Below are 23,015 nucleotides of genomic sequence, written 5' to 3'. Positions count from 1 at the left end.
CCAAATGCCGTGCAAGAGGTCAATAGATAAATAAGAGTTATTTAGTTATTGACCTTTTCACGTTTTCGTGTTGACTCTTTGACACAGCCGACGCGGAGATGCGCGGTGCCGCTAAGGAGGTCGGCATAAGCCGATCAAGCGGTTCAAATCGGGAGGAAAATTGAATGACGCATACTGTCCTGAAGTCCGTGCTTGTGGGCGCGAGCGCCTTGGCCCTTGGCGCCATGGCCTTGCCAGCGTCGGCCGCCGGTGTCGGCGCCTGCCTCATTACCAAGACCGATACCAACCCATTCTTCGTAAAAATGAAGGAGGGCGCGACGGCCAAGGCCAAGGAACTTGGTATCGATCTCAAGTCTTATGCCGGCAAGATCGATGGAGACAATGAGAGCCAGGTATCGGCGATCGAGTCATGTATCGCAGATGGAGCGAAGGGCATCCTGCTGGTTCCCTCCGACTCCAAGGCGATCGTGGACTCGGTGAAGAAAGCGCGGGATGCCGGTATCTTGGTCATAGCGCTCGACACCCCGTTGGAACCAGTGGAGGCTGCAGACGCAACCTTTGCGACCGATAATTTCAAGGCGGGCGAACTGATCGGAAAATGGGCGAACATGGCCTTGGGTGACAAGGCCAAGGCTGCGAAAATTGCCTATCTCGATCTCAACCCAAGTCAGCCCACCGTGGATGTCCTGCGTGATCAAGGCTTCATGAGTGGCTTTGGCATCAGCAAGATCGAGAATCCTACCAAGATCCAGGACTATGGCGACGCGCGCAACGTCTGCCATGACGTCACCAACGGCAATGAGGAAGGCGGCCGTTCGGCGATGGAAAACTGTCTCCAGAAAGAGCCGATGATCGATGTCGTCTACACGATCAACGAACCCGCGGCCGCCGGCGCTTACGAGGCACTTAAGGCCGTCGGCCGCGAGAAGGACGTCCTGCTTGTCTCCGTTGATGGCGGCTGCCCGGGTGTGAAGAACGTTGCCGAAGGCGTTATCGGCGCGACTTCCCAACAATACCCGCTCAAGATGGCCGCCATGGGCATCGAAGCGATCAAGAAGTTCGCTGACACCGGCGAAAAGCCCAAGCCGACCGAAGGTAAGAAGTTCTTCGATACCGGCGCGACGCTGGTGACCGATAAGCCTGCTTCTGGCGTCGAATCCATCGACACCAAAAAGGGCAAGGAACTCTGCTGGGGCTAGCAGCCACAGCCAACAAGGCGCTCGTTCTTGCAACTTGGAGGTGGGCCGACAAGCCCTCCTCCTTGCAGCAGACACCGACGCATGGGAGGAACCCAGAATATGACCGATCCATCGGCAAATGCGGGGCGGCCACAGGAGTTCGAGAAGGTTCTCTCGGGCAGCGACACGTCCGTGGCCAGTTTCGATATTCACAGCAAGTCTTCGCTGGAGAAAGCACAGCACTTTCTACACGGCAACCCAGCGATGGTGCCCCTGATTGTACTGGTCCTGTCGATCGCCGTTTTCGGAGCGATCCTTGGTACGAAGTTTTTCTCGGCATTTTCACTGACCCTGATCTTACAGCAGGTTGCCGTCACTGGTATCGTCGGGGCGGCTCAGACGCTCGTGATCCTTACAGCCGGCATCGATCTCTCCGTCGGCGCGATCATGGTCTTGTCGTCTGTCGTGATGGGTCAGTTTACGTTCCACTACGGTTTGCCCGCGCCGATTTCAATTCTCTGCGGCTTCGCCTGTGGGGCGCTCTGCGGCTATATCAACGGCCTCCTCGTCTCCAAGATGAAACTGCCGCCCTTCATCGTCACGCTAGGCACGTGGCAAATCTTTCTCGCGACCAATTTCCTCTACTCGGCGAATGAGACGATCCGTAGCCAGGATATCTCGGCACAGGCGCCGCTCCTTCAGCTGTTCGGCGCTACCTTCCGCATCAGTGGGGCCGTCTTCACGGTTGGTGTGCTGGCAATGGTACTGCTCGTGGCAGCGTTATGGTTCATCTTGAACCACACGGCCTGGGGCAGACATGTCTACGCGGTCGGCGACGATCCTGAGGCCGCTGAACTCGCGGGTGTCGGCACAAACCGAATCCTGCTCCAAGTCTATACGATCTCGGGCGTGATCTGTGCCCTCGCCGGGTGGGTCATAATTGGGCGATTGGGATCCGTTTCTCCTACCTCCGGACAGTTTGCGAACATTGAGTCCATCACGGCGGTCGTGATTGGAGGCATCTCATTGTTCGGCGGTCGCGGCTCGATCCTTGGCATGATCTTCGGCGCCCTGATCGTCGGCGTATTCCAGCTTGGTCTCCGGCTCATCGGCACGGACCCGCAGTGGACCTATTTGTTGATCGGCGCACTGATCATCGGTGCCGTCACGGTCGATCAGTGGATCAGAAAGGTTGCAGGCTAATGGCACAGGAACCAATTTTATCCGGACGTGGTCTCGTCAAACGGTACGGCCGAGTTACCGCCCTCAACAACTGCGACTTTGATCTCTACCCTGGCGAAATTCTGGCTGTAATCGGCGACAATGGCGCGGGCAAATCATCGTTGATCAAGGCTCTGTCTGGGGCAGTCGCCCCGGATGAAGGGGAGATCAAGCTCGATGGAAGGGTCATCAGCTTCAAGTCGCCCATCGAGGCACGGGAAGCAGGCATCGAGTGCGTTTATCAGAATCTCGCCTTGTCGCCCGCACTTTCCATCGCGGACAACATGTTCCTCGGTCGCGAAATTCGTAAGCCCGGCCCCCTCGGAAAATGGCTTCGTATGCTCGATCGTCAGGCGATGGAAAAGCGAGCTCGTGAGAAACTGACTGAGCTTGGCTTGATGACAATTCAGAACATCAGCCAGGCTGTCGAGACCCTCTCTGGTGGACAACGTCAGGGCGTGGCAGTCGCGAGAGCCGCCGCATTCGGTTCGAAGGTCATCTTCATGGATGAACCGACCGCGGCACTCGGGGTCAAGGAAAGCCGTCGTGTGCTCGAGCTTATCTTGGATGTGAAACGGCGCGGCCTGCCAATCGTGCTTATCTCTCACAACATGCCGCACGTCTTCGAGGTGGCTGACCGTATCCATATCCACCGGCTCGGGCGACGGCTTTGTGTCATCAACCCAAAAGACTACAGCATGTCGGATGCGGTTGCCTTCATGACCGGCGCAAAGGCGCCTCCAGAAGAACTGCTCGCCTCCTGAAGACGAAAAGAATGGTCGAGAAGCCTATTATATTCTCGGCCATTCTTGTATCCGCCAAAGTATTTTGCGATTTGTCGGAATTGGCGAGAATTGCAAAGATGCGCCAGAATAAAGCGTTAGAGTTTTATGTAATTAAGTCGGGTCGTAGCCAAGTTTTCAAAGAAATTGGCACATCCAGAGGGGTAATCGCTTGCAGGACGTGCATGATGGCAGTGATGATCTCGCCGAGAGAGCGCGTCTTTGCCTCATGTAGCTAGTGTTTGATCTTCGAGAGAAATTCTTCAATCGGGTTGATGTCGGGGGAATATTAGAGCAGGAAGAGCAGCTTTGCTCCTACCTTGCGGTTGGCCTGATGCACCGCCTTGCCTTTATGAGAGCCGAGATTGTCCATGACGACGACGTCGCCCGGCTTCAGTGTCAGTACCGGTTCGACTTCGACATAGGCCTGGAAACTGGTGCCATTGATCGGGTCATCCGGGACCCAGGGGGCCCACCCTGTCATGGCGCAGGGCCGCGATAAAGGTTTGTGCCTGCCAATGACCATGCGGGCCAGCGGCCTCAAGCCGCTCGCTACGTTCGCTCCTTCCACGACCGAAATCCTTCAAGTGCGGCAAACCGTATCGACGCCTTAACTTGCTTCGAGCACGCGATGGATATGGCCGGATCCACTAGGAGCGGCGCCCAATCGACTTTGTGTGCGGCTTAACACAACGTACTATCCCTTGCTTGGGTAGGGTCTTCGCGTCGCTGAAACGAAATCGCAGTGAAAGAGCGGATCGCGAGGCCTGATATGAGTCTTAACGTTTTCGCATGGGACCAGGGACACACCGGCCATCAATATCATGCTGGACATGTAACACCGGACCTCCGAGTGTCTAACACGAGAAAATTGAGAGTTTTCAGTGGATTGTGGTTCTGTTCATTCGCGCGTCCGACCTGCCGAACGTAAACGGGCGGATCGCCACTGTCGTAGCAATGTGAGGGCTCTCCATGCGCCAAACCATTCCGTCTCTTGTCGCCGCCTGTCTGCTCGCGACGTTCGTCTCCTCGGCGGCCGTGGCGCAACGCAACGCCAATGAGGACATCTGCGCGGCGACAGACGAAAGTCCCGTCACGCCGGAGCAGCGCATCGGCGCGTGCGACGCTTTGATCAAGGCCGCGAGGAACGCCCCGAAAGACCTCGCGGCCGCGTTGATCAATCGCGGTTCGGCCTACTGGACTATCGACAAGATGAAGCAAGCTTACGCCGACTTCGATCGCGCGGTCGCGCTCGACCCGAACAACAGCCGAGCCTTTCGCGAACGCGCCAATGCATTTCGCTCGGGCGGAAAGCTCGACCGTGCGCTTGCCGACGCGACGGAAGCCTTGCGGCTCGATCCAAAGGATGCAACGGCCTACGAAATCAGAGGCAATGTGCTCAACGACAGGGGCGAATACGATCGCGCCATCGAGGACTACAACCAGGCGCTGCAGCTCGATCCACAATTCAGCACGGCGTTGCGCGATCGCGGTGCCGCCTTCTATTTCAAGAAAGACTATGAGCGCGCGATAAAGGATTACGACGAAGCGATCCAGATCGATCCACGCGACGGCCACGCCTATTCCAATCGCGCAGCTGCTTATGAGAAACTCGGCAAGATCGACAAGGCGATCGCCGACGACAGCGAGGCGATCAAACTCGATTCCAATGTGCCCGAATATTTCGACAATCGTGGTCTGTCCTATGCGAAGAACGGCGAGTACGACCGCGCGATCATCGATTTCACCCAGGCGATCCGTATCGCGCCTCAAGCGAAATTCCTGACCAATCGAGGCAACGCGTGGCAGTCCAAGGGTGATCTCGATCGCGCAATCGCCGACTACAGCAAGGCGATCAGGATCGATCCGACCGACCCCGACGCCTGGAACAACCGCGGCGCCGCCTGGCGCGGCAAGGGCGACGTCGATCGCGCCATGGCGGATTACCGGGAGGCATTGCGCATCAATCCGAATTTCGACACGGCGGCGGAAAATCTGGAAGCGCTTCGCCTGCTCCGCACCAAAAATGCGAAATGAAGGGACAGCGTCAGGTTGTGCCGCGAACTCTATTTTCGGATAGAAAGCACCTTGTTCTGGACGCACTTCTGGCACTGATAGCCTCGAACTGCTCCTCGAGCGTCGAAGCGGGGTTGTGGACGAAACGGCCCTCCAGCATGCGCATCATGTGAACCCTCTCGATGTCGGCCAAGGTGGCGCTCGCCGATGGAAGTGAGTTGAAACCGAGCGTAGCCGGATGCGCCGTTTGATCCGACGGTGATCCTGCTCAATCCGATTGTTCAGGTATTGGCGGTTGCGAACGCAAGCCGGCTTGAGAGCCCGGCGGGGTCTAGTTTGGCGACGGTTTTCCACATCGCAGGAAACGATCGCCTTCCGGTTTGGCTGGCTGCCATCAATCTCAGACAAATAGGAAGTGGCCCAACATCGCTGTCGGGCCACTCAAGCTGCTTCGGGGTCTCGCGGAGAAGCAGATTCGTTGAAGCAATCAGGAACCGGAAAGATATTTCGTCGGATCGACCGGCGCAGCGCCCTTGCGGACTTCGAAGAGCACCTGGGGTGAGGTCACGTTGCCCGTCTGGCCCGCGGTAGCGATGGTCTGACCACGCTTGACGGTATCGCCCTTCTTGACATCCAGATCCTTGGCGTGGCCGTAGGCCGTGACGTAGCCATTGGCATGCCGGATCAGGATCAGGTTGCCATAGCCCTTCAGCTCGCTGCCGGCATAGGCCACCACGCCATCCTCAGCCGCCTTCACTTCCGTTCCCTCGGGCACCGAGATGTTGATGCCGTCGCTGTTCTGGCCGAAGCTTTGGATGATGCGGCCCTTCACCGGCCAGCGGAACTCGGGGTTGCCGGACTGGCTGGCATTGGCGTCCTTGGCCGGCTCGACAGGAGCGGAGGCCGACGGATTGCCTCCGGCGGGCGTTATCGTGCCTGTGGAGGTCGGTGCCTGCTGGTCGTCAGGCAGCTTCATGGACGGAGCCTGTGCAACCTGCGGTGCCTTGGCAAGTTGAGTCTTCGGCTTGGCCGCTGCCAGCTTCGTTGTCTTCTCCACCTTCAGCTTGCTGGCCTTGGCTGCGTCGGCCACCTGCACAGGCTTGGTCTTGACCTCGGTGGTCGGGGCCTTGGCTACCTGCACAACTGGCTTGGTCGTCACTGGCTTGACGGTGGCCGTCTGCACCGGCTTCACCGCAGCGGTCTTGACCGGCCGGTCGTGAACCTCGGCCGCAGCTACCGTCTTTACAGGCGGCCTGGCTGCCTTCACGGGGGCGAGCTGAGCCTTGGCGGCCTGCACGGGCTTGGGCGCCGCTACGGGTTTCGGAGCAACCGCGATTGGCCGTGCGGTGGTGATGCGGGTCGGAACCGGGACGTCACGCGGCGGACGGTTATCCGCAAGCTCCGCGGTGACAGGATCCGAAGATGCCGCGGACTGAGCCGGCGGCGCGGAGCGCATGGTGCCGTGCACGTTCAGCTTCTGGCCAATCTTGACCGTGGCCCACTCGTCCAGACCATTTTCCTTGGCAAGCTTCGGGCGGGTCGTTCCGTAGGCCTGTGCGATCGAAGTCAAGGTCTCGCCGGGCTTGACGATATGGACGCTGCTCTGGGCGACCGCGACGGTTGCCGCGGGCCTGGTCGCCACCGGGCGGATCTTGGCCTCGCCGACGCTGCCGCGCGCCCCGCCCGTATCGCCGGGATAAGGCTGATCCGTGCTGACGAAATGCGTGTCGCCTGCATCCTGGGTGCGCTCGGCGGCGTTATAGACCGGAATGATCACCTGCTGTCCTGGCGACAGATTGCGGCTGGTCAGGCTGTTCACCTTCATGATCGCATCCGAAGGCACGCCGTAGCGGTTGGAGAGCGTGTTGACATTCTCACCGGCAGCAGCGGTCACCGGTGTTCCACCCGTCGCGGTCCAGCCACCAGCCTTGAAGCCGCCGATCTGCGGCGCCGGCGTAGAGATGGCGCCGGTGACGATCGGCCGCTCGCCGCGGTTTCCGCCATACCGCGCCGGAGGCGCGCTGCCCTGGGCGACCGACCCGACAGGCGGCAGCGGCTGCGCCGCGATCGGACGCGACGCCGGCACCGTGTTGACGCTGTAGTCGGAGCCATCGTTGACTGGCGCTTGCCGATAGGCCGGCTGACGTTGCGGCTGCGCGTAGGCGACTTGGCTGCCGCCGACGGTCCCGTCAGTGAAGGGATTGGAGAACGGGTTCGAGGAGAACCGCGAGTTGTCGCTGCAGCTTGCTGCGAGGCCGGCCACCAGGGCGATGACGGCAACGCGCGACAAGTGGCGCGAACGGATCAATTCGATCGGGAAACGCATAGGACGCTCACACCCACGCTTGAAAAAGGACAGGGTGATTAAGCCTCTATTGGGGTAAACAACGCCTTAAGGGCCGGACGCAATTACGCCAAAGTTTTACATTTCAGGCGCTGCAATTGCTCCGTCCGCCCTCGCGGCCCTCATGCCACAGTCACATATAACACATTGATCCGGCGCAATTATATCAAGCTTCGATAGCCGCTGGAGCGAAACCGGCAACGGTCGCTGACATGCTTAAGGCCGGAAGTTGCGACAGCGCTCCGTCAAGATTTCGCCGCCGATTCCGTGGCGGGAGCCGATCATCCTGCGAAATGGCCTGCCCGACTCGCCCAACGGGAAAGAAGATCGCCGGCGGCGCGACTCAGGCGGGCGCCGTGTCGATCCACCCGTCAGAGCCTGTCCGCGACGCCAGGCAGCATGCCGGTCGCGCGAATCTCCATTAGGGGCATATGGTGGAAACCATCAGCGTCGCGCGTGATCAAGGTGAGGCGCTGCTCGCCCTTATGAGGGCCGATAGGCGCGATCATGCGTCCGCCCAGCGCCAATTGGTCGAGCAGTTCGTCCGAAACTTCCGGCATCGAGGCCGTGGTCACGATGCGGTCGAAGGGAGCCTGCTGGCGCCAGCCGAGGCTCCCGTCGGCGACCATCATGGTGACGTTGAGGATGGTCACCGCACGCAATCTTTCCTCAGCTTCGGTGACCAGGGTGCGCCAGCGATCCAAGGTGAGGACGCGCTTGGCAAGGCGCCCGAGCACGGCCGTAAGGTAGCCGGAGCCCGTGCCGATCTCGAGCACACGGTGCAGTGGCTCGACGTCCAGCCGCTCGGCGATCGTTGCCGCCAGCACCGGCGGGGTGATGGTCTGCCCGCACTGGATCGGCAGCGCGAGATCACGCCAGGCGTAGTCGGCATATTCGGGCAGCACGAAAACGGGGCGCGGCAGTGTGGAGACCGCGTTCAGCACCTTCTGGTCCGTCAGCCCATGCGAGCGCAGGCGCAAGATGAAGGCCATCATCTCCTGGGCATGCTCGTCATTAGGGTCCAGGAAGGAGTGATAATCGCTCATGAGACCGGGTCGAAAACATCCGAAAGGCGTTGCAAGGCGGCGACATCCGTCAGGTTGAGGTGAAGCGGCGTCACCGAGATGCGCTTCTGGAACATCGCCCACAGATCCGTACCCTCGATCCTGGGCGGCGTCTCGCGGCGCGGAGCAAGCCAATAATACGGGCCACCGCGGAAATCTTGCCTCTCCACGACATCGACGAGGGCGGCATTGCGCTGGCCCTGCGTGGTCACGGAAATGCCGGCGACCTCCTGTGGCTCGCAGTCGGGAAAGTTGACGTTGAACAGCGTGCCCTTGGTGAAGCCGTGCGCCAACAGGCGACGGACGATGGCGGGGCCGTGATGTTCGGCACAGTGCCAGCGCAGGCCCTCGGGGCCACCGATTCCATAGGCCTGGCTAAGGGCGATGGAGGGAATACCGAGCACCGTGCCTTCCATGGCGCCGGCAATGGTGCCGGAATAGCTGACATCGTCGGCGACGTTCTGGCCACGATTGACGCCCGAAAGGATCAGGTCCGGCCCCCTCCCCTTCAGCACATGCTGCACGCCCATAAGCACGCAGTCGGTCGGGGTTCCGCTAACGGCATAGCGCCCTTCGTTGATGCGGCGCAGGCGCAGGGGTGTCGAGAGTGACAGCGAATGAGAGACGCCGGACTGGTCCGTCTCCGGCGCGATCACGATGACGTCGTCCGAAAGGGCCCGGGCAATCTTCTCCAGCGTCACCAGGCCGGGGGCATGGATGCCATCGTCATTCGTGATGAGAATTCGCATCCGCCTGCCCGTCCCGCTCCCTGAGTCGAGCGAGAGTGTGCCACAAGGAAAGTGGCACAGACGAGGCCTTTCCCGATTTTGTGGTGAATTACCGCGGGGCGCTGCGGCCTGCCCCGCGTCGAGGCCCTTCTCCGCTTTTCGGCAAGAAGACTTCAAGTCTGGCAGCGAGCCCTATCCGTTGCCAGCCGGACTCCGGCTCAGTCCCTCTCGATGCGCCGCTGGCCGCCCATATAAGGCACCAGCACATCGGGAACGGCAATCGAGCCATCCTCGTTCTGGTAGTTCTCGAGCACAGCGACGAGGGCCCGGCCCACGGCCACGCCCGAACCGTTGAGGGTATGGACAAAGCGTGGCGTGCCGCCGGATTTCGGCCGCGTACGAGCATTCATACGCCGCGCCTGGAAATCGCCGCAGATCGAGCAGGATGAGATCTCGCGATACTGGCCCTGCCCCGGCAGCCAGACCTCGAGGTCATAGGTCTTCTGGGCGCCGAAGCCCATGTCGCCCGTGCACAAGGTCATCACGCGGTAGTGCAGGTCCAGTCCCTTCAGCACCGCCTCGGCACAAGCAAGCATGCGCTCGTGCTCTTCGCGGCTCTGCTCGGGCGTGGTGATGGAGACGAGCTCGACCTTCTGGAACTGGTGCTGGCGGATCATGCCGCGGGTATCGCGCCCGGCTGAACCGGCCTCGGCACGGAAGCAGTGCGTGAGCGCGGTCAGGCGCAGCGGCAGCTCCTCCTCCGGTGTTATCGCCTCGCGCACCAGATTGGTGAGCGAGATCTCCGCCGTGGCGATCAGCCACAGATCGCCGGGCTGGACGCGGAACTGGTCGTCGGCGAATTTCGGCAGCTGGTTGGTACCGAAAAGGACCTCATCGCGTACCAGCAGCGGCGGGTTGACCTCGGTATAGCCATGTTCGCTGGTGTGGGTGTTGAGGAAATACTGACCCAACGCCCGCTCTAGCTTTGCCAGTCCCTTCTTCAGCACCACGAAACGCGCGCCGGAGAGCTTGGCCGCAGTCTCGAAATCCATCTGGCCGAGGGCCTCACCGAGCTCGTAATGCTCCTTGGGCGCGAACGTGTAGGCAGGAGCGACGCCATGGCGATGGCGCTCGACGTTGCCATGTTCGTCCAGGCCAGTGGGGACATCGTCCAGGGGCTGGTTGGGGATCGAAGAAAGCTGGTCGAACAGCGCCTTGTCCGCTGCGCGAAGCGCCTCCTCGTCAGCCGGCATCGAGGCCTTGAGCGCATTGACCTCGGCCTTCAGGGTGTCGGCCAAGGCGGCATTCTTCTGCTGCATGGCGTGGCCGATTTCCTTGGACGCCGCGTTGCGGCGCTCCTGCGAGGCCTGGAGCCTGGCGACCAGGGCACGGCGATTGTCGTCCAGTTCGAGTATGGTGTCCGAAAGCGGCTCGAGCCCCCGGCGAGCGCGGCCCTCATCGAAGAGACCCGGATTCTCGCGGATCCACCTCACGTCAAACATGAAACCAACTCCAGAACAGCCAGCGGGACGGCCCGGCTATTCCGAAGATTGCGCCTCATCTTCCGCGCGCTTCTTCTCGACCCACCGGACAGCAAAGATCGAGAGTTCGTAAAGGAGCACGCCGGGCACGGCAAGCGCGATCATGCTCCAGGGATCGGGTGGTGCCAGGACCGCGGCAACGGCGAAGACGATCACGATGGCATAGCGCCGCTTGCTCTTCAGGAATTGCGAATCGACCACACCCATGCGGCCGAGCAAGGTCAGAACGACCGGGAGCTGGAAGACGATTCCGAAGGCGAAGATCAGATTCATTACCAGCGACAGGTAGCCGTCGACCGTGGCCAGCAATTCGATGGTGGCAATGCCGCTGCCGCCAAGCTGCTGCATGCCCAGGGCGAAATGCATCACTGCCGGCATGGCAACGAAGAAGACCAGCACGCCGCCCAGAAAGAAGAAGCACGGCGTGGCGATCAGATAAGGCAGGAAGGCATTGCGCTCGTGCCGATAAAGGCCCGGCGCCACGAAGCGATAGATCTGAATGGCGAAGAAAGGGAAGCCGACAAAGGCGGCCGTGAAGAAGGCCACCCGGATCTGGGTGAACAGGAAGCCAAGCGGCTCGGTGTAGATCAGCTTCACCTGCCCGGCCGGAAAGGTCGAAGCCGCCCACTCATAGGGCCACAGCAGGAAATTGTAGATATAGCGGGAAACGGTAAAGGCCAGGACGAACAGCACGATGAAGGCGATGCCCGAACTCATCAGCCGGGAGCGCAACTCCAGCAGGTGGTCGAGAAGCGGCGCCTTTGAGGCGTCGATATCGTCTTCGGTCGTCATCGGCTGCACATCTTAGGACTTGAACACGGCGAGAGGGGCAAAGGCCGACGGAATCTCGACACCGGCAAGGCCCGCGACCAGCGACGCCGGCCTGGGCGCTGCGATCGAATGCTCCGGCGCGGTCTTAGACTCGGCGATCGGCGCAATGCTGGTGGCGGGTGTGGCCAGGGCCGAGCTACTCACCGGCGCATCAAGCAATGGGTCCTCCTTGAAGATCGAACCTGAAAGAGCGTTGCGCGCAAGGCCCGCCGGGCTCGAGACACTGGAGATCGCCGCTGCGGACTGGCGCAACGTGTCGAACTCCTTCTTCACATCTTCCAGATTGGCTTCCTTGAGCGCCTGGTTGAACTGCCCCTGGAACTCGCCCGCCATGCGGCGCAGCTTGTTCACGCCCCGGCCGATCGAACGCATGGTGGCAGGCAGTTCCTTGGGGCCAATGACCACCACGGCAATGGTGGCGACGATCAGGATATGGCTCCAGCTGATATCAAACATGCAGCGTTCGGTCCGGCAAAAGGAAACGCCCCGCACCGGGGCGCGGAGCTGACATCTGTCCCGCCTGCAGCAAGCTCCCGGCTCAGCCGACCTTGCTCTGCTCGGTGGAACTTACAGTCACGCCGGGCTGGCTATCGATCGTCTTCACAGTCTGCGCGGGAGCCGCGTCATCGTCGGACATACCCTTCTTGAAGGATTTGATGCCCTTGGCCACGTCGCCCATGATGTCGGAGATCTTGCCGCGACCACCGAACACAAGCAGGACAACAGCAGCCAAGATCAGCCAATGGATCAAGCTCATGCTACCCATCACAACCTCCTACGCGGCAAAGCCGGTTGAAACTGAATTACAACGGCGCCGCTCGCGACCCGATGACTCTGGTGAATCTAGGCGTCCTTCATCCCAAAAACAAGGCGTAACGCCTTTTCTTGCTCAACCTTCATGTTCCGGCTCGGGTTCCGGGAAGGCGAAAGAAAGATCCGCCGGGTCGAGCGGATCCTCATCCTGCGTGAGGGCGCTGTCGTCATTGGGAGTGGGAACGCTGAAGCCAGGAGGCAGACGGCCATCGAGCAGTCCCGCGCCCTTCAACTCATCGAGACCGGGCAGATCGCCAACGCCATCGAGGCCGAAATGGTCGAGGAAGGCCGGAGTCGTGCCATAGGTGACGGGACGGCCCGGTGACCGGCGACGGCCGCGAAGGCGCACCCAGCCCGTCTCAATCAGCACGTCGAGCGTGCCCTTCGAGATGGAGACGCTGCGGATATCCTCGATCTCGGCGCGAGTGACCGGCTGGTGATAAGCGATGATCGCCAGCGTCTCCATCGCTGCGCGCGACAATTTGCGCGTCTCATAGGCGTCGCGCGACAGGAGCCAGGCGAGATCATCGGCGGTGCGGAAAGCCCAGCGCCCGCCGAGGCGGATGAGGTTGACCCCGCGCGTGGCATAGTCGGCCTGCAGCGCTTCGATCGCCGCGGGAACATCGGCTCCCACCGGCAAGCGCGCGGAGAGAGTGGCCTCGTCGAGCGGCTCATGTGCTGCGAACAGCAGGGCTTCGAGCAGTCTCACATGGTGGCGCAGGTCATCCTGGGCTTCGGTTTCCTGCGGGAATGTCGCGATTTCGGCCAAAGTCACATCCTCCTCAGCCTGTAGCGGCATCTTCGCGCGGGCGCAGATAGATCGGCGCGAAAGGCGTTGCCTGACGCAGGTCCAGCTTGCCTTCCTTCACGAGCTCAAGGCTCGCCGAGAAGCTGGAGGCCCGCACGGTGGCCCGCGTCGCGGGCTCGGCCAGGTAGTCAAACAGATATTCATCGAGGCTCAGCCAGGTCGTGCCGGGGCCGATCAGCTTCTCGAGCAGCTCGCGTGCCTCCGCCAGGGTCCAGACATTGCGCTGCGGCAGGCGCACCTGGCCGACCATGGCGCGCTGGCGCTGCTGGGCATAGGCAGAGAGGAGATCGTGCAACGTCGCCTCGAAACGCCCATGGTTCTGCGATCGCACGCCCTCGGGCATGCCGCGCGCGAACACGTCGCGCCCGAGCAGCGCCCGCTCCTGCAGTTGCGCCGCGGCGGCGCGCATGGCGTCGAGCCGTTGCAGGCGGAAAGCCAGCGCCGCCGCGAGGTCTGCCGCCGGCGGCTCCTCGCCCTTCGGCGGCTCCGGCAGCAGAAGGCGCGACTTGAGATAGGCAAGCCACGCGGCCATCACCAGATAGTCGGCGGCAAGCTCCAGCCGCAACTTGCGCGCCTCCTCGACGAAGGCGAGATATTGTTCGGCGAGCGCCAGGATCGAGATGCGGGCGAGATCGACCTTCTGCCGACGGGCAAGTTCGAGCAGGAGATCGAGCGGACCTTCGAAGCCGTCGACGTCGACGACCAGGGTCGGGTCGCTCAGAGCCCTGTCCTCCCGCACTATATCGTCGAAGGGGTCACGCATTCAGGCTACCGTCTCCGTGGCCAGGGCTGCAGCCAGCCGCTCGCGCGCTTCCGTGACATCCACAGGCTCCGGCAGGTGGCGAATGCGCGCCAGGGCGTTGTCCGCACGGCGCCGTGCCTTCCCGGCGAGCCGTGGCGCGGCCCCGGCGACGCCGATCATTTCCTCCATAACGCCGTTGCAATGCAGGCCGATGTCGCATCCGCCGGCGAAGGCATTGGCGGCGCGTTGGCCCAAAGTCCCGGCCAGCGCCTGCATGGAAAGATCGTCACTCATCAGGAGCCCATCATACCCGATCGTCCCCCGGATCACATTTCTGATCACCTTTCTGGACGTCGTAGCTGGGGATGACGGGTCTAAATCTGTATAAACGACATGCGCAGTCATCGCGGCGGGCATGTCGGTCAGCATTCTGAAGGGCAGGAAGTCGTGTGATTCGAGTTCGGCACGCGTTGATTCGACCACTGGCAGCGAGAGATGGCTGTCGACGCCGGCCTTGCCGTGCCCGGGGATGTGCTTCATCACCGGCATGACGCCGCCAGCGATCAGGCCCTCGGCGGCGGCCCGGCCAAGCGTGCCCACCGTGGTGGCGTCGAGGCCATAGGCACGGTCGCCAATTACGTCATGCGCACCGGGCACGGGAATATCGAGTACGGGCAGGCAGTCGACATTGATGCCGACCTGCAGGAGGTCGTGGGCGATCAGCCGGGCAGCAAGGCGCGTGATCTCGCGGCGCGTGGTCGGGTCATTGGCATGGATTTGGCCATAGCGGCGCGCGGCCGGATATTTCGGCCAGTTCGGAGCCGTCAAGCGCTGCACGCGCCCACCCTCCTGGTCCACAGATACCGGTGCATCGCGACCTACGGCCTCGCGGAGTTCCGCCGTCAAGGCCTTCACCTGGGCAGGATTGCCGACATTGCGACGGAAGAGGATGAAACCCCACGGATCGACGTCGCGATAGAACGCCTTCTCATCCGGGGTAAGCGACAGGCCGGAGCATCCCAGGATCAGCGCTGATTGGGGCATCGAACTCTCTTCTTGTCGGAAACTCAGAAGCAGAAAAGGCCCGGCCGAAGCCGGGCCCTTGCCGCTGAAATTCTCAGTTGCGGGAGATCACGCAGTCGCCACCCGCGGCCTTGAGCTTGGCGCAGAAAGCACCCGCCTCGTTGCTGGAGTCCCATGAGCCGACGCGGACGCGATAGTAGGTGCCACGGTCGGGCAGATCGACCTTGCGAATAGAGGGCTTCATGCTGCCGAGAACCGCAGCATATTTGCGCTGCAGCGCCTGGAAGGCAGCCTGGGCCTCGGCCGGGGACTTCTGCGACGAGACCTGCACGACATACCCGGCACCACCGGCGGCGACAGGAGCAGTCACAGGCTCGGCCGACGCGACCTGCTGCGTCGGCGTGGGAATATTGCGCGGGGTCGCCGCGGGAATATTGCGCGGGCGCACCGGCGGTATTGCCGGCGGTCTGCTGGCCTGCGGCGCCGGCTCCGCCACCGTGGTGGCGCTCGCATCGTCATTGGTGGTCGGAGAAACTGGTGGCAAGGCAGCGCTCGGGACGGCCGGAAGGGTGTTCACCGGCGTGGTCGTCACCGGGGTGATGGCCGTGGATTGAGCCGGGGGAACCGAGGGATCGGCGTCCAGGGCCGGCTGGCTCGTCGTCACAGGCGGCGGCGTCACAGGCGGTGTTGCAGCCGGTTGTGGCGTCGTGACCGAACTGTTCTGGGAGGGAGAGACCTGAGCTGGAACATCCCCGCTCGTCGCGGTCGGGCCGTTCTGGGAAGGGGGGACCTGGGTTGACGCATTACCGATCGTCGCGGTGTCGGGCGTGGCGTTGGCGACATCGATGGACGGCGCGGGAGGCGCACTCGTGATCGGCGCCTCGCCCGTCACGACCGAATTGTCAGGCATGACCTTGACGGTTCGGACCTGGCGCGGCTCGCCGGACTGATCGCTCGGCCCGATACTCCCCAGATTGCCGGCCGCGGCCGTCTGGTCGGAAGTCGCCGTAGCATCGCTCGGCGGCAGAGTGATATTGCTGGTCGTCACCGGACGAGTGGCGTCCGGCGTGGCGTTGCCGCCAGCCGGTGCACCGCCCTCCGTGCGCACCGGGACGACGGCCATGGGCTGTTCTTCATGGCGCACCAGGCGTTCGTTGGCCGGGGGCGTTGGGGTCGAGCGGTCAAAAATTTCGCGCGTCGGCTGGTCATTGGCTGACGCGGTCTCCGTCGGCTTGATCTTGACCGGATCGGTGCTGGCCTTGATCACCGGGGGAGCACTGCCGATCCCCGGGAGATCGCTGCCTATGAAGCCGCCCTTCTTCCAGGCATAGGCGAGACCACCACCGATGCTCGCCACGAGCACCAGGGCGGCCAGGCTCACGGCACTGCCGCGGGATTTGCGCTGGCTCCGCGCCCGAAGGGCGTCAGCCTGAGGTGCGAGATATTCGTCTTCGGCAGGCGCGTAGCGATCTTCCTCGCCCTCGGCATAGGCCTCGACATAGGGGTTCCCGTAGCGATCGACCCACAGGTCGAGCTTCTCGTCATAGGTCCATTCCGGCCCTTGATCGTCCTGCTCGTCTTCGTATGAATAGGCCTCATGGGAATGGGCGGCCTGCTTTGTCGCAGTGTTGTCGTGATAGTCGTCGTAATAATCGGCGTCCTGCGACGGTGGGACAGGTTTTGCCGTGGTCCCGTAGTGATTGTCGCGGGATCCATAGCTGTTTTTGTCGTAGCGATCTGCCATGTCCGCCTCCCGCGACCGCTCAACGCCGGCCGCACCATAGGCGTTTACGTCGCGCTTTTCAGCATAAATGCGATTGCTGGCCGTTCTTGCAAGGTCGGCGAGCCACTCATCCTGATTTTCTCGGGTGCTGCTGGACACGCGGCGGTTCTCGGTTTCAATCATGACTCGTTCCTGACCAGGCTGGCCGATCGCTGAGGCGATCAGCGGTCAGGATGACCGATCTCGTTCAGCGGATTTCGTCCGGCGCACAGGCGCCGAGCAAGGCGAGCCCAGACTTAAGCACCGCCTCGACTCCGCGCACCAATGCCAAGCGGGCGCCCATTAACAATCGATCATCAACCCTAATGAAGCGTAAATGCGGCGCCGTGAGGCTTCGATAATATTGTGCATGCAATACGCTAGCGAGATCGTACAGGTATCGGGCGAGCCAATGAGCTTCGCCCCTGCGCGCTGCATGATCGATCTTCCTCGGATATAGGGTGAGAAGGCGAAGAATCAACCGGGCGCCCTCGTCGGCGAAGGCGCGAGGGTCCCAGGACGCCGGCTCGGTGAGACCGGGAAGGGCCGTATCGCCCTTCTGGCGTATCGCGCAGCAGCGGGCATGGGCGTACTGCATATGGAAGATCGGGTTGGCGTGGCTGAGATCGGTCAAGAGGGCTGCATCGAGCGTGACCGGGACAGAACTTTGTTCCATGAGAATGCCAAGGCGCGTGGCATCCTCTCCGATCGCAGACTTCAGCTCTGCCAGAGACGGATTGGCCTCGGACGTATTTCCCCCTCGATCGAGCCGCACCGACTGCTCCAGCCTGACCGTTACGACACCTCCGCCGTTCAACCGATAGGATCGGCTGGCGCGGAAACCCCTGAAATCCAGCATGTTGGCAAGCGCGTCACCAATCACCGCGCCACGCGCATGACCGGATCGGAGCGGCACAGCTTCATCGACAGACAGGAAGCCGATGTCGGCCTCCCTTCCCTCGCCCCACTGGCCGCGGCCGTAATTTCTATCCTCCGCGAGCATGGTTGCCAGCATCGTTCCCCAGGCCTGCGGTGCAATGGTAAGGTTGAGGAAGCCCGGGCCGGCCACGTCGATCTCGGCGAAATCGAGATTGCCGCGCAGCTTCGCGGCCATCGCTTCGGCAAACAGGCGCCTCTCCAATCCGGTCTCGTTGCCTGATGCTAGGGCGATCGCCGAGGTGAAGTCACCACGGCCATCCTCGCGGGACTGTTCAACCCGGATCTCCTTGGGCTTGGCGCTGATCGCACCCTCGGCGAGGAGCGCGGCAGCGGCCTCACGCAGATGGCCTTCCAGATCGGCTAGAAAGTCCATGGCAGGCGGGCATGCTGGGAGCGCGGACGTCCTCGTCCGCTCTGCCCTGGTCTCCACGCGACCCGTTTCCAAGAGGCGAACGAGGACGTCCTCGCTCCCAGGACTATCCCTGCCGCGACTGGCATCACCGCAGTTCCGGCGCGGAGCCGAACAGGCGGCGATGTTCGTTGAGCGCGAAGGTGTCGGTCATGCCGGCGATGTAGTCGGCCACACGGCGGGCGCGCTTGTCCTCGCCGGCCTGCTCCAGGCCTTCGCACCATTCCGCCGGCATCAGCGTGATGTCGGTAAAAAGGCCGTGGAACAGGCGCTTGACGACCTCGGCCGCGTGCGCCCGCACGCGCATGACGCGTTCATGGCGATACATGTTCGGATAAAGGAAGCCCTTGATGCCCTTGTCGGCCGCACCGATGCGCTCGGAGAATGCTATCAGCGCCCTGCCCGCATGGCGGACATCGTCGCTGGAGAGGTAATGCCCCGAGGTGAAGGCTGCGGTGCCCTCGACGATGACGTCCTCCACCAGCCGTGTGATGACGCGCCGCATCAATTCATGCGTGGTGCGGCTGCGGTCGAGCCCCGGATGGCGCGTGGCGATATCGGCCAGCAGTTCGCCCGCCAGCGGGACCTGTTCCAGATCCCTGAGCTCGAACAGGCCGGCGCGCAGACCATCGTCGATATCGTGGGCATTGTAGGCGATATCGTCGGCGATCGCCGCCGCCTGGGCCTCCGCGCTGGCAAAGGTCTTGAGTTCCAGATCCTGTTGCGCCTGGTATTCGAGGATCGCCATGGGAATGCCGCGAGCGCGGTATCGCTCCGTCGGCTGGTCATGGGCGCCAAGTAACGGCCCGTTATGTTTGACCAGGCCCTCCAGCGTCTCCCAGGCGAGATTGAGGCCGTCGAAATCGGCGTACCGCCGTTCGAGCCGCGTGACGATGCGCAGCGACTGGGCATTGTGGTCGAATCCGCCATAGGGCCGCATCACCTCATCGAGGGCATCTTCGCCGGTGTGACCGAAGGGCGTGTGGCCGAGATCATGGGCCAGCGCGAGCGCTTCGGCGAGATCCTCGTCCAGCGCCAGCGAGCGGGCAAGCGAGCGGGCGATCTGCGAGACCTCGATCGTATGGGTGAGACGCGTGCGGTAATGATCCCCTTCATGTGCTACGAAGACCTGGGTCTTGTGCTTGAGCCGGCGAAAGGCGGTGGAATGGATGATGCGGTCGCGGTCGCGCTGGAAGTCGGTGCGTGTCGGCGACTGCGGTTCGGCGAACAATCGGCCGCGCGATTGCGGTGCTACCGCCCAGGGGCCGCGCGGCCTCACTACGCAATCGGGTATCTGCACCCCCGTCATCCGCCCTCGCCTTCACATTCCACGCTTCCATTCGATTGCATTGGCCTTAACCCGTTGCGTGTGCGTGTGAAAGAGGGATGTGCCAGGGCAATCACTCAACAGGGTGTCACATTCCGTTCAAACGACGGTAGTATGCGCCTCTCCCTCCCCTGCCGGTGAGTGACCCCATGCCAATGTCCTCTCGCCCCTTCGACCTTGCCGTGGTGGGCGCCGGCATTTGCGGCCTTGCCCACGCCCTCGCCGCGGCTCGCAAGGGCAAGCGCGTGGTGGTTGTCGATCGCGATGCGCAGGCCAATGGCGCCTCGATCCGTAATTTCGGCTTCATTACGGTAACCGGACAGCAGGAGGGCGAATGCTGGCAGCGGGCCATGCGCTCGCGCGACATCTGGGTCGAGGTCGCTGACAGGGCCGGCATCCCCATCCTGCAGCGCGGCCTCCTGACGATTGCTCGCCGTCCGGCAGCGCACAGAGTATTGGAGGAGTTCCTCGAAACCGAGATGGGGCGCGAATGCCGGCTCGTCCAGCCAGGCAATCTCGGCGCCTATGGCGACGGGCTCCGGAGCCAGAGCTTCGCCGGCGCACTCTACAGCCCGCACGAGGTGCGCGTGGAATCGCGCGAGGCGATCCCGAAACTGGCGACCTATCTTGCCGAACAGCTCGACGTTACCTTCCTGCGAGAGACGGTGGTGCATGCGGCGGCGGCGCCCCGGCTGGAAACCAGCCGGGGCCCGGTCGAGGCCGAAACCGTGGTGGTCTGCCCGGGCGATGATTTCCATACCCTCCATCCAGAGCGGATCGCCGCCTATGGCCTGACCCGCTGCAAGCTGCACATGATGCGGGTGAGGCCCAGGCGCTTCGACGAAAGACTGCCGGCGCTGATGTCCGATCTTGGGCTGGTGCGCTATCTTGGTTATGCCGAGCGGCCTGCCGCCAAGGCGCTGAAGCAGCAGCTTCAGGCCGAACAGGGCGAGCATCTCGACAACGGTGTCCATCTCATCGTCGTACGCAGCGCCGATGGCTCGCTCGTGGTCGGCGATTCCCATCACTACGCGCCGACGCCTGATCCCTTCGCACCGGAGGGCGTCGATACGCTGATCCTCGACGAATACGCCCAGGTTCTCGAAGGGCCGGCGCCCGAGGTGACCGAGCGCTGGATCGGTACCTATGCCTCGGCGCCCGACCGGCTGATGTTGATCGATCGCCCCACCGATGCGCTGCGTATCGTTCTCATCACCAGCGGCACGGGCGCCAGCACTTCCTTTGCCATCGCCGAGGAGGTGATCGACGAACTCTATGGCTGATTCCGGAGACAGAGCATGAAGCACCTTAAAGCGGTTATCTTCGACTGGGCCGGCACGGTCGTGGACTTCGGTTCACTGGCGCCGATGGGGGCCTTTGTGGAAACCTTCGCCGAATTCGGCGTCGAGATCTCGATCGACGAGGCCAGGGGGCCGATGGGCATGGCCAAGCGCCCACACATTGCCGCCCTGATGGCGCTGCCGCGAGTTGCCCAGGCCTGGGCTCACAAGCATGGGCATGCACCCACGGAGGCCGATATCGATGCCGTCTATGAGGTGTTCGTGCCCAAAAACAAGGCCGTGGCGGCGAGCTATGCGACGCTCATCCCGGGCGCAGCCGAAATGGCGAAAGCCGTCAAGGCGGAGGGTCTCAAGATCGGCTCGACCACCGGTTACACCCGCGAGATCATGGCCGAGATCACGCCCGCAGCCGCCCGGCAGGGCTTTGCGCCGGACAGCCTCGTGTGCACCGGCGATACGCCGGATGGGCGTCCGACGCCCTTCATGCTCTACAAGACCTTCCTCGATCTCGGCGTCTGGCCGGCATGGAATGCAGTGAAGGTCGACGATACCGAAGTAGGCATTTCCGAAGGCATTCACGCCGGAGGCTGGGCCGTGGGCGTGGCGGTCAGCGGCAATGTCTTCGGCCTGTCCGAAGCCGACACCAAAGCGCTTGGGCCTGCGGATTTCGCGCGCAGGCGACAGGCGGCGGCCGATCGCCTGAGGGCTGCCGGCGCCCACTACGTCATCGACAGCGTCGCCGATCTCCTGCCGGTGCTGTTCGAGATCGAGGGCCGGCTTGAGCGCGGTGAACGTCCGTGATGAAGGACGATCCGGCGCTGAGTGAAGGCGATGTCAATCGGTCGCCCTTGCGCGCGGCCTGGCGGGCAGGATTGAGCGACGAAACGATCGCGCTGCTCGACGAGGACGAGCGCTACTTCCTGCACCAGTCGCTCTCCACCCCCTGTCTCGATGTAATCGAACGGGCGGAGGGAGCCACGCTGATCGATATCGAGGGACGGCGCATCCTCGATTTCCACGGCAACAGCGTGCACCAGCTCGGACATGGGCATCCAAGGGTGGTCGCCGCCATCAAGGCCGAACTCGATCGCCTGCCCTTCAGCCCGCGGCGCTACACCAACCGGACGGCCATCGAGCTCGCCCGCCGGCTGGCCGAGCTGGCACCCGGCGATCTCGGCAAGGTGCTGTTTGCGCCCAGCGGCGCTGCGGCGATCGGCATGGCGCTGAAGCTTGCGCGCTATGCCACAGGCCGCCACAAGACCCTTTCGATGTGGGATGCCTTCCACGGCGCCAACCTCGATACGATCTCGGTGGGCGGGGAGGCGCTGTTCCGCGCCAATCTCGGCCCGATGATGCCGGGCAGTGAGCACCTGCCGCCGCTGCACCTCGCCGAGCGCTTCTTCGGGCCGGACCGCCCCTTCGAGCGCTTTGCCGACTATGTCGACTATACGCTCTCCGTGCAGGGTGATGTGGCGGCGCTGATCGCCGAGCCGATGCGCTGGACCACGGTCGAGCCTCCACCCCCGGATTTCTGGCCGCGGGTGCGCGAGAGTTGCAACCGCACCGGCACGCTGCTGATCTTCGACGAAATCCCGAGCTGCCTTGCCCGTAGCGGCACCATGTTCGTATGTGAGCAGGCCGGTGCCACGCCAGACATACTGGTCATCGGCAAGGGCCTGGGAGGCGGGATCATTCCGATGGCCGCCATGATCGCCGACACGCGCCTCGACGTCGCGCCACAGGCGGCTCTCGGCCATTACACGCATGAGAAAAGCCCCGTCGGCAGCGCCGCGGCTTTGGCGACACTGGACGTGATCGAGGAGGAAGGCCTGGTGCAGCGGGCGCGGGATCTTGGCGAAGAGGGCCTCGCCCGTCTCGCCGAGCTGAAGGCGCGCCATGGCGCGATCCGCGATGTCAGGGGGTGCGGCTGCTATTTCGGTATCGAGATCGGCGGCGACAGCCAGGAGGCTGCAAGCGCACGCGCCGACAAGCTTCTTTATGCCTGCCTCGAGCGCGGCCTCAGCTTCAAGCTCGGCGGCGGCAACATCGTCACGCTCTGCCCGCCGCTGACCATCACGCAGGAGGAATTTGCCTCCGCCTTTGCAACCCTGGATAAGTCCTTGTCGGCCCTGCACTTGTAGAGGTTATATTTTACCACTAAACCAAATGGCGAACTGTCACAACAA

General features: G+C 62.7%; 21 protein-coding genes and 1 pseudogene. 7 read left to right on the top strand and 15 right to left on the bottom strand.

Annotated elements, in window-relative coordinates; all coding sequences use genetic code 11:
• Positions 1–164: 164 nt before the first annotated feature.
• The 3 genes from ACMDCR_RS17680 (at position 165) to ACMDCR_RS17670 (ending at position 3,163) form a co-directional block, all read left to right on the top strand.
• Positions 165–1,199, top strand: coding sequence for a sugar ABC transporter substrate-binding protein (locus ACMDCR_RS17680; RefSeq protein ID WP_413987864.1), 1,035 nt, complete (start codon positions 165–167; stop codon positions 1,197–1,199).
• Between the two features lie 99 nt (positions 1,200–1,298).
• Positions 1,299–2,381, top strand: coding sequence for an ABC transporter permease (locus tag ACMDCR_RS17675; protein ID WP_413987863.1), 1,083 nt, complete (start codon positions 1,299–1,301; stop codon positions 2,379–2,381).
• Positions 2,381–3,163 carry an ATP-binding cassette domain-containing protein gene (locus ACMDCR_RS17670; protein ID WP_413987862.1) on the top strand — a complete coding sequence of 261 codons (783 nt, stop codon included), beginning with the start codon at positions 2,381–2,383 and terminating at the stop codon, positions 3,161–3,163. Before ACMDCR_RS17675 ends, ACMDCR_RS17670 begins: the two co-directional genes overlap by 1 nt.
• Positions 3,164–3,470: 307 nt before the next feature.
• On the opposite strand, the gene ACMDCR_RS17665 is transcribed toward ACMDCR_RS17670, so the two are convergent.
• Positions 3,471–3,665, bottom strand: coding sequence for a hypothetical protein (locus ACMDCR_RS17665; RefSeq protein ID WP_413987861.1), 195 nt, complete (start codon positions 3,663–3,665; stop codon positions 3,471–3,473).
• Positions 3,666–4,153: 488 nt separating this feature from the next.
• On the opposite strand from ACMDCR_RS17665, the gene ACMDCR_RS17660 reads away from it, so the two are divergent.
• Complete coding sequence (locus tag ACMDCR_RS17660) at positions 4,154–5,218, top strand: tetratricopeptide repeat protein (protein ID WP_413987860.1); 1,065 nt, start codon at positions 4,154–4,156, stop codon at positions 5,216–5,218.
• A 10-nt stretch (positions 5,219–5,228) separates the two neighbouring features.
• Here the strand turns inward: ACMDCR_RS17660 and ACMDCR_RS17655 are convergent.
• The 14 genes and pseudogenes from ACMDCR_RS17655 to ACMDCR_RS17590 all read right to left on the bottom strand — a co-directional run.
• Positions 5,229–5,500: pseudogene (locus ACMDCR_RS17655) on the bottom strand (DDE-type integrase/transposase/recombinase); the annotation flags it as partial.
• A 184-nt stretch (positions 5,501–5,684) separates the two neighbouring features.
• The gene (locus ACMDCR_RS17650) at positions 5,685–7,523 is read right to left on the bottom strand and encodes a peptidoglycan DD-metalloendopeptidase family protein (RefSeq protein WP_413987859.1); all 1,839 of its coding nucleotides are present in this window, start codon (positions 7,521–7,523) and stop codon (positions 5,685–5,687) included.
• 389 nt (positions 7,524–7,912) lie between these two features.
• On the bottom strand, positions 7,913–8,587 hold the full coding sequence (locus ACMDCR_RS17645; protein WP_413987858.1) for a protein-L-isoaspartate(D-aspartate) O-methyltransferase: 675 nt from the start codon (positions 8,585–8,587) through the stop codon (positions 7,913–7,915).
• On the bottom strand, positions 8,584–9,354 hold the full coding sequence (gene surE / locus ACMDCR_RS17640) for a 5'/3'-nucleotidase SurE (RefSeq protein WP_413987857.1): 771 nt from the start codon (positions 9,352–9,354) through the stop codon (positions 8,584–8,586). Before surE ends, ACMDCR_RS17645 begins: the two co-directional genes overlap by 4 nt.
• A 197-nt stretch (positions 9,355–9,551) precedes the next feature.
• A complete protein-coding gene (gene serS / locus ACMDCR_RS17635; protein ID WP_413987856.1) occupies positions 9,552–10,835 on the bottom strand; it encodes a serine--tRNA ligase in 1,284 nt (427 codons plus the stop codon).
• 36 nt (positions 10,836–10,871) lie between these two features.
• Positions 10,872–11,666 carry a twin-arginine translocase subunit TatC gene (gene tatC, locus ACMDCR_RS17630; RefSeq protein WP_413987855.1) on the bottom strand — a complete coding sequence of 265 codons (795 nt, stop codon included), beginning with the start codon at positions 11,664–11,666 and terminating at the stop codon, positions 10,872–10,874.
• 12 nt (positions 11,667–11,678) lie between these two features.
• Positions 11,679–12,161: a Sec-independent protein translocase protein TatB gene (gene tatB, locus ACMDCR_RS17625; RefSeq protein WP_413987854.1), complete on the bottom strand. Its 483-nt coding sequence runs from the start codon at positions 12,159–12,161 to the stop codon at positions 11,679–11,681.
• An 82-nt stretch (positions 12,162–12,243) separates the two neighbouring features.
• The gene (locus ACMDCR_RS17620) at positions 12,244–12,471 is read right to left on the bottom strand and encodes a twin-arginine translocase TatA/TatE family subunit (protein WP_413987853.1); all 228 of its coding nucleotides are present in this window, start codon (positions 12,469–12,471) and stop codon (positions 12,244–12,246) included.
• Positions 12,472–12,594: 123 nt separating this feature from the next.
• The gene (scpB, locus tag ACMDCR_RS17615; RefSeq protein ID WP_413987852.1) at positions 12,595–13,317 is read right to left on the bottom strand and encodes an SMC-Scp complex subunit ScpB; all 723 of its coding nucleotides are present in this window, start codon (positions 13,315–13,317) and stop codon (positions 12,595–12,597) included.
• Positions 13,301–14,089 (bottom strand): segregation and condensation protein A, encoded by a 789-nt coding sequence (locus tag ACMDCR_RS17610; RefSeq protein WP_413987851.1) that lies wholly within the window; start codon positions 14,087–14,089, stop codon positions 13,301–13,303. Before ACMDCR_RS17610 ends, scpB begins: the two co-directional genes overlap by 17 nt.
• A complete protein-coding gene (gene nagZ, locus ACMDCR_RS17605; protein WP_413987850.1) occupies positions 14,090–15,112 on the bottom strand; it encodes a beta-N-acetylhexosaminidase in 1,023 nt (340 codons plus the stop codon).
• A gap of 73 nt (positions 15,113–15,185) precedes the next feature.
• Positions 15,186–16,997, bottom strand: a complete 1,812-nt coding sequence (locus ACMDCR_RS17600) for an SPOR domain-containing protein (RefSeq protein ID WP_413987849.1) — start codon at positions 16,995–16,997, stop codon at positions 15,186–15,188.
• 64 nt (positions 16,998–17,061) lie between these two features.
• Complete coding sequence (locus ACMDCR_RS17595; RefSeq protein WP_413987848.1) at positions 17,062–18,165, bottom strand: DALR anticodon-binding domain-containing protein; 1,104 nt, start codon at positions 18,163–18,165, stop codon at positions 17,062–17,064.
• A 124-nt stretch (positions 18,166–18,289) separates the two neighbouring features.
• The gene (locus tag ACMDCR_RS17590; RefSeq protein WP_413993656.1) at positions 18,290–19,501 is read right to left on the bottom strand and encodes a deoxyguanosinetriphosphate triphosphohydrolase; all 1,212 of its coding nucleotides are present in this window, start codon (positions 19,499–19,501) and stop codon (positions 18,290–18,292) included.
• A 176-nt stretch (positions 19,502–19,677) separates the two neighbouring features.
• Between ACMDCR_RS17590 and ACMDCR_RS17585 the strand changes: the two genes are divergently transcribed.
• Genes ACMDCR_RS17585 through ACMDCR_RS17575 form a run of 3 tightly spaced genes read left to right on the top strand, consistent with a single transcriptional unit; the run spans position 19,678 to position 22,970 of the window.
• Positions 19,678–20,811, top strand: coding sequence for a TIGR03364 family FAD-dependent oxidoreductase (locus tag ACMDCR_RS17585; protein WP_413987847.1), 1,134 nt, complete (start codon positions 19,678–19,680; stop codon positions 20,809–20,811).
• Between the two features lie 15 nt (positions 20,812–20,826).
• On the top strand, positions 20,827–21,630 hold the full coding sequence (gene phnX / locus ACMDCR_RS17580; protein WP_413987846.1) for a phosphonoacetaldehyde hydrolase: 804 nt from the start codon (positions 20,827–20,829) through the stop codon (positions 21,628–21,630).
• Positions 21,630–22,970: an aspartate aminotransferase family protein gene (locus tag ACMDCR_RS17575; protein ID WP_413993655.1), complete on the top strand. Its 1,341-nt coding sequence runs from the start codon at positions 21,630–21,632 to the stop codon at positions 22,968–22,970. The genes phnX and ACMDCR_RS17575 overlap by 1 nt, the downstream gene beginning before the upstream one ends.
• Positions 22,971–23,015 lie beyond the last annotated feature (45 nt).

The sequence above is a fragment of the Labrys okinawensis genome, assembly GCF_047345005.1.
GTDB lineage: Bacteria > Pseudomonadota > Alphaproteobacteria > Rhizobiales > Labraceae > Labrys > Labrys okinawensis.
The sequence above is the reverse complement of the archived record's forward strand: the minus strand, read 5'-3'. Positions and strand labels throughout refer to the sequence as shown.

What these genes read in the sequence shown, in the direction of transcription:
- ACMDCR_RS17680 (WP_413987864.1), top strand. Translation starts at nt 165, where the DNA reads ATGACGCATACTGTCCTGAAGTCCGTGCTTGTGGGCGCGAGCGCCTTG.
- ACMDCR_RS17675 (WP_413987863.1), top strand. Translation starts at nt 1,299, where the DNA reads ATGACCGATCCATCGGCAAATGCGGGGCGGCCACAGGAGTTCGAGAAG.
- ACMDCR_RS17670 (WP_413987862.1), top strand. Translation starts at nt 2,381, where the DNA reads ATGGCACAGGAACCAATTTTATCCGGACGTGGTCTCGTCAAACGGTAC.
- ACMDCR_RS17665 (WP_413987861.1), bottom strand. Translation starts at nt 3,665, where the DNA reads ATGACAGGGTGGGCCCCCTGGGTCCCGGATGACCCGATCAATGGCACC.
- ACMDCR_RS17660 (WP_413987860.1), top strand. Translation starts at nt 4,154, where the DNA reads ATGCGCCAAACCATTCCGTCTCTTGTCGCCGCCTGTCTGCTCGCGACG.
- ACMDCR_RS17650 (WP_413987859.1), bottom strand. Translation starts at nt 7,523, where the DNA reads ATGCGTTTCCCGATCGAATTGATCCGTTCGCGCCACTTGTCGCGCGTT.
- ACMDCR_RS17645 (WP_413987858.1), bottom strand. Translation starts at nt 8,587, where the DNA reads ATGAGCGATTATCACTCCTTCCTGGACCCTAATGACGAGCATGCCCAG.
- surE (WP_413987857.1), bottom strand. Translation starts at nt 9,354, where the DNA reads ATGCGAATTCTCATCACGAATGACGATGGCATCCATGCCCCCGGCCTG.
- serS (WP_413987856.1), bottom strand. Translation starts at nt 10,835, where the DNA reads ATGTTTGACGTGAGGTGGATCCGCGAGAATCCGGGTCTCTTCGATGAG.
- tatC (WP_413987855.1), bottom strand. Translation starts at nt 11,666, where the DNA reads ATGACGACCGAAGACGATATCGACGCCTCAAAGGCGCCGCTTCTCGAC.
- tatB (WP_413987854.1), bottom strand. Translation starts at nt 12,161, where the DNA reads ATGTTTGATATCAGCTGGAGCCATATCCTGATCGTCGCCACCATTGCC.
- ACMDCR_RS17620 (WP_413987853.1), bottom strand. Translation starts at nt 12,471, where the DNA reads ATGGGTAGCATGAGCTTGATCCATTGGCTGATCTTGGCTGCTGTTGTC.
- scpB (WP_413987852.1), bottom strand. Translation starts at nt 13,317, where the DNA reads ATGCCGCTACAGGCTGAGGAGGATGTGACTTTGGCCGAAATCGCGACA.
- ACMDCR_RS17610 (WP_413987851.1), bottom strand. Translation starts at nt 14,089, where the DNA reads ATGCGTGACCCCTTCGACGATATAGTGCGGGAGGACAGGGCTCTGAGC.
- nagZ (WP_413987850.1), bottom strand. Translation starts at nt 15,112, where the DNA reads ATGCCCCAATCAGCGCTGATCCTGGGATGCTCCGGCCTGTCGCTTACC.
- ACMDCR_RS17600 (WP_413987849.1), bottom strand. Translation starts at nt 16,997, where the DNA reads ATGATTGAAACCGAGAACCGCCGCGTGTCCAGCAGCACCCGAGAAAAT.
- ACMDCR_RS17595 (WP_413987848.1), bottom strand. Translation starts at nt 18,165, where the DNA reads ATGGACTTTCTAGCCGATCTGGAAGGCCATCTGCGTGAGGCCGCTGCC.
- ACMDCR_RS17585 (WP_413987847.1), top strand. Translation starts at nt 19,678, where the DNA reads ATGCCAATGTCCTCTCGCCCCTTCGACCTTGCCGTGGTGGGCGCCGGC.
- phnX (WP_413987846.1), top strand. Translation starts at nt 20,827, where the DNA reads ATGAAGCACCTTAAAGCGGTTATCTTCGACTGGGCCGGCACGGTCGTG.
- ACMDCR_RS17575 (WP_413993655.1), top strand. Translation starts at nt 21,630, where the DNA reads ATGAAGGACGATCCGGCGCTGAGTGAAGGCGATGTCAATCGGTCGCCC.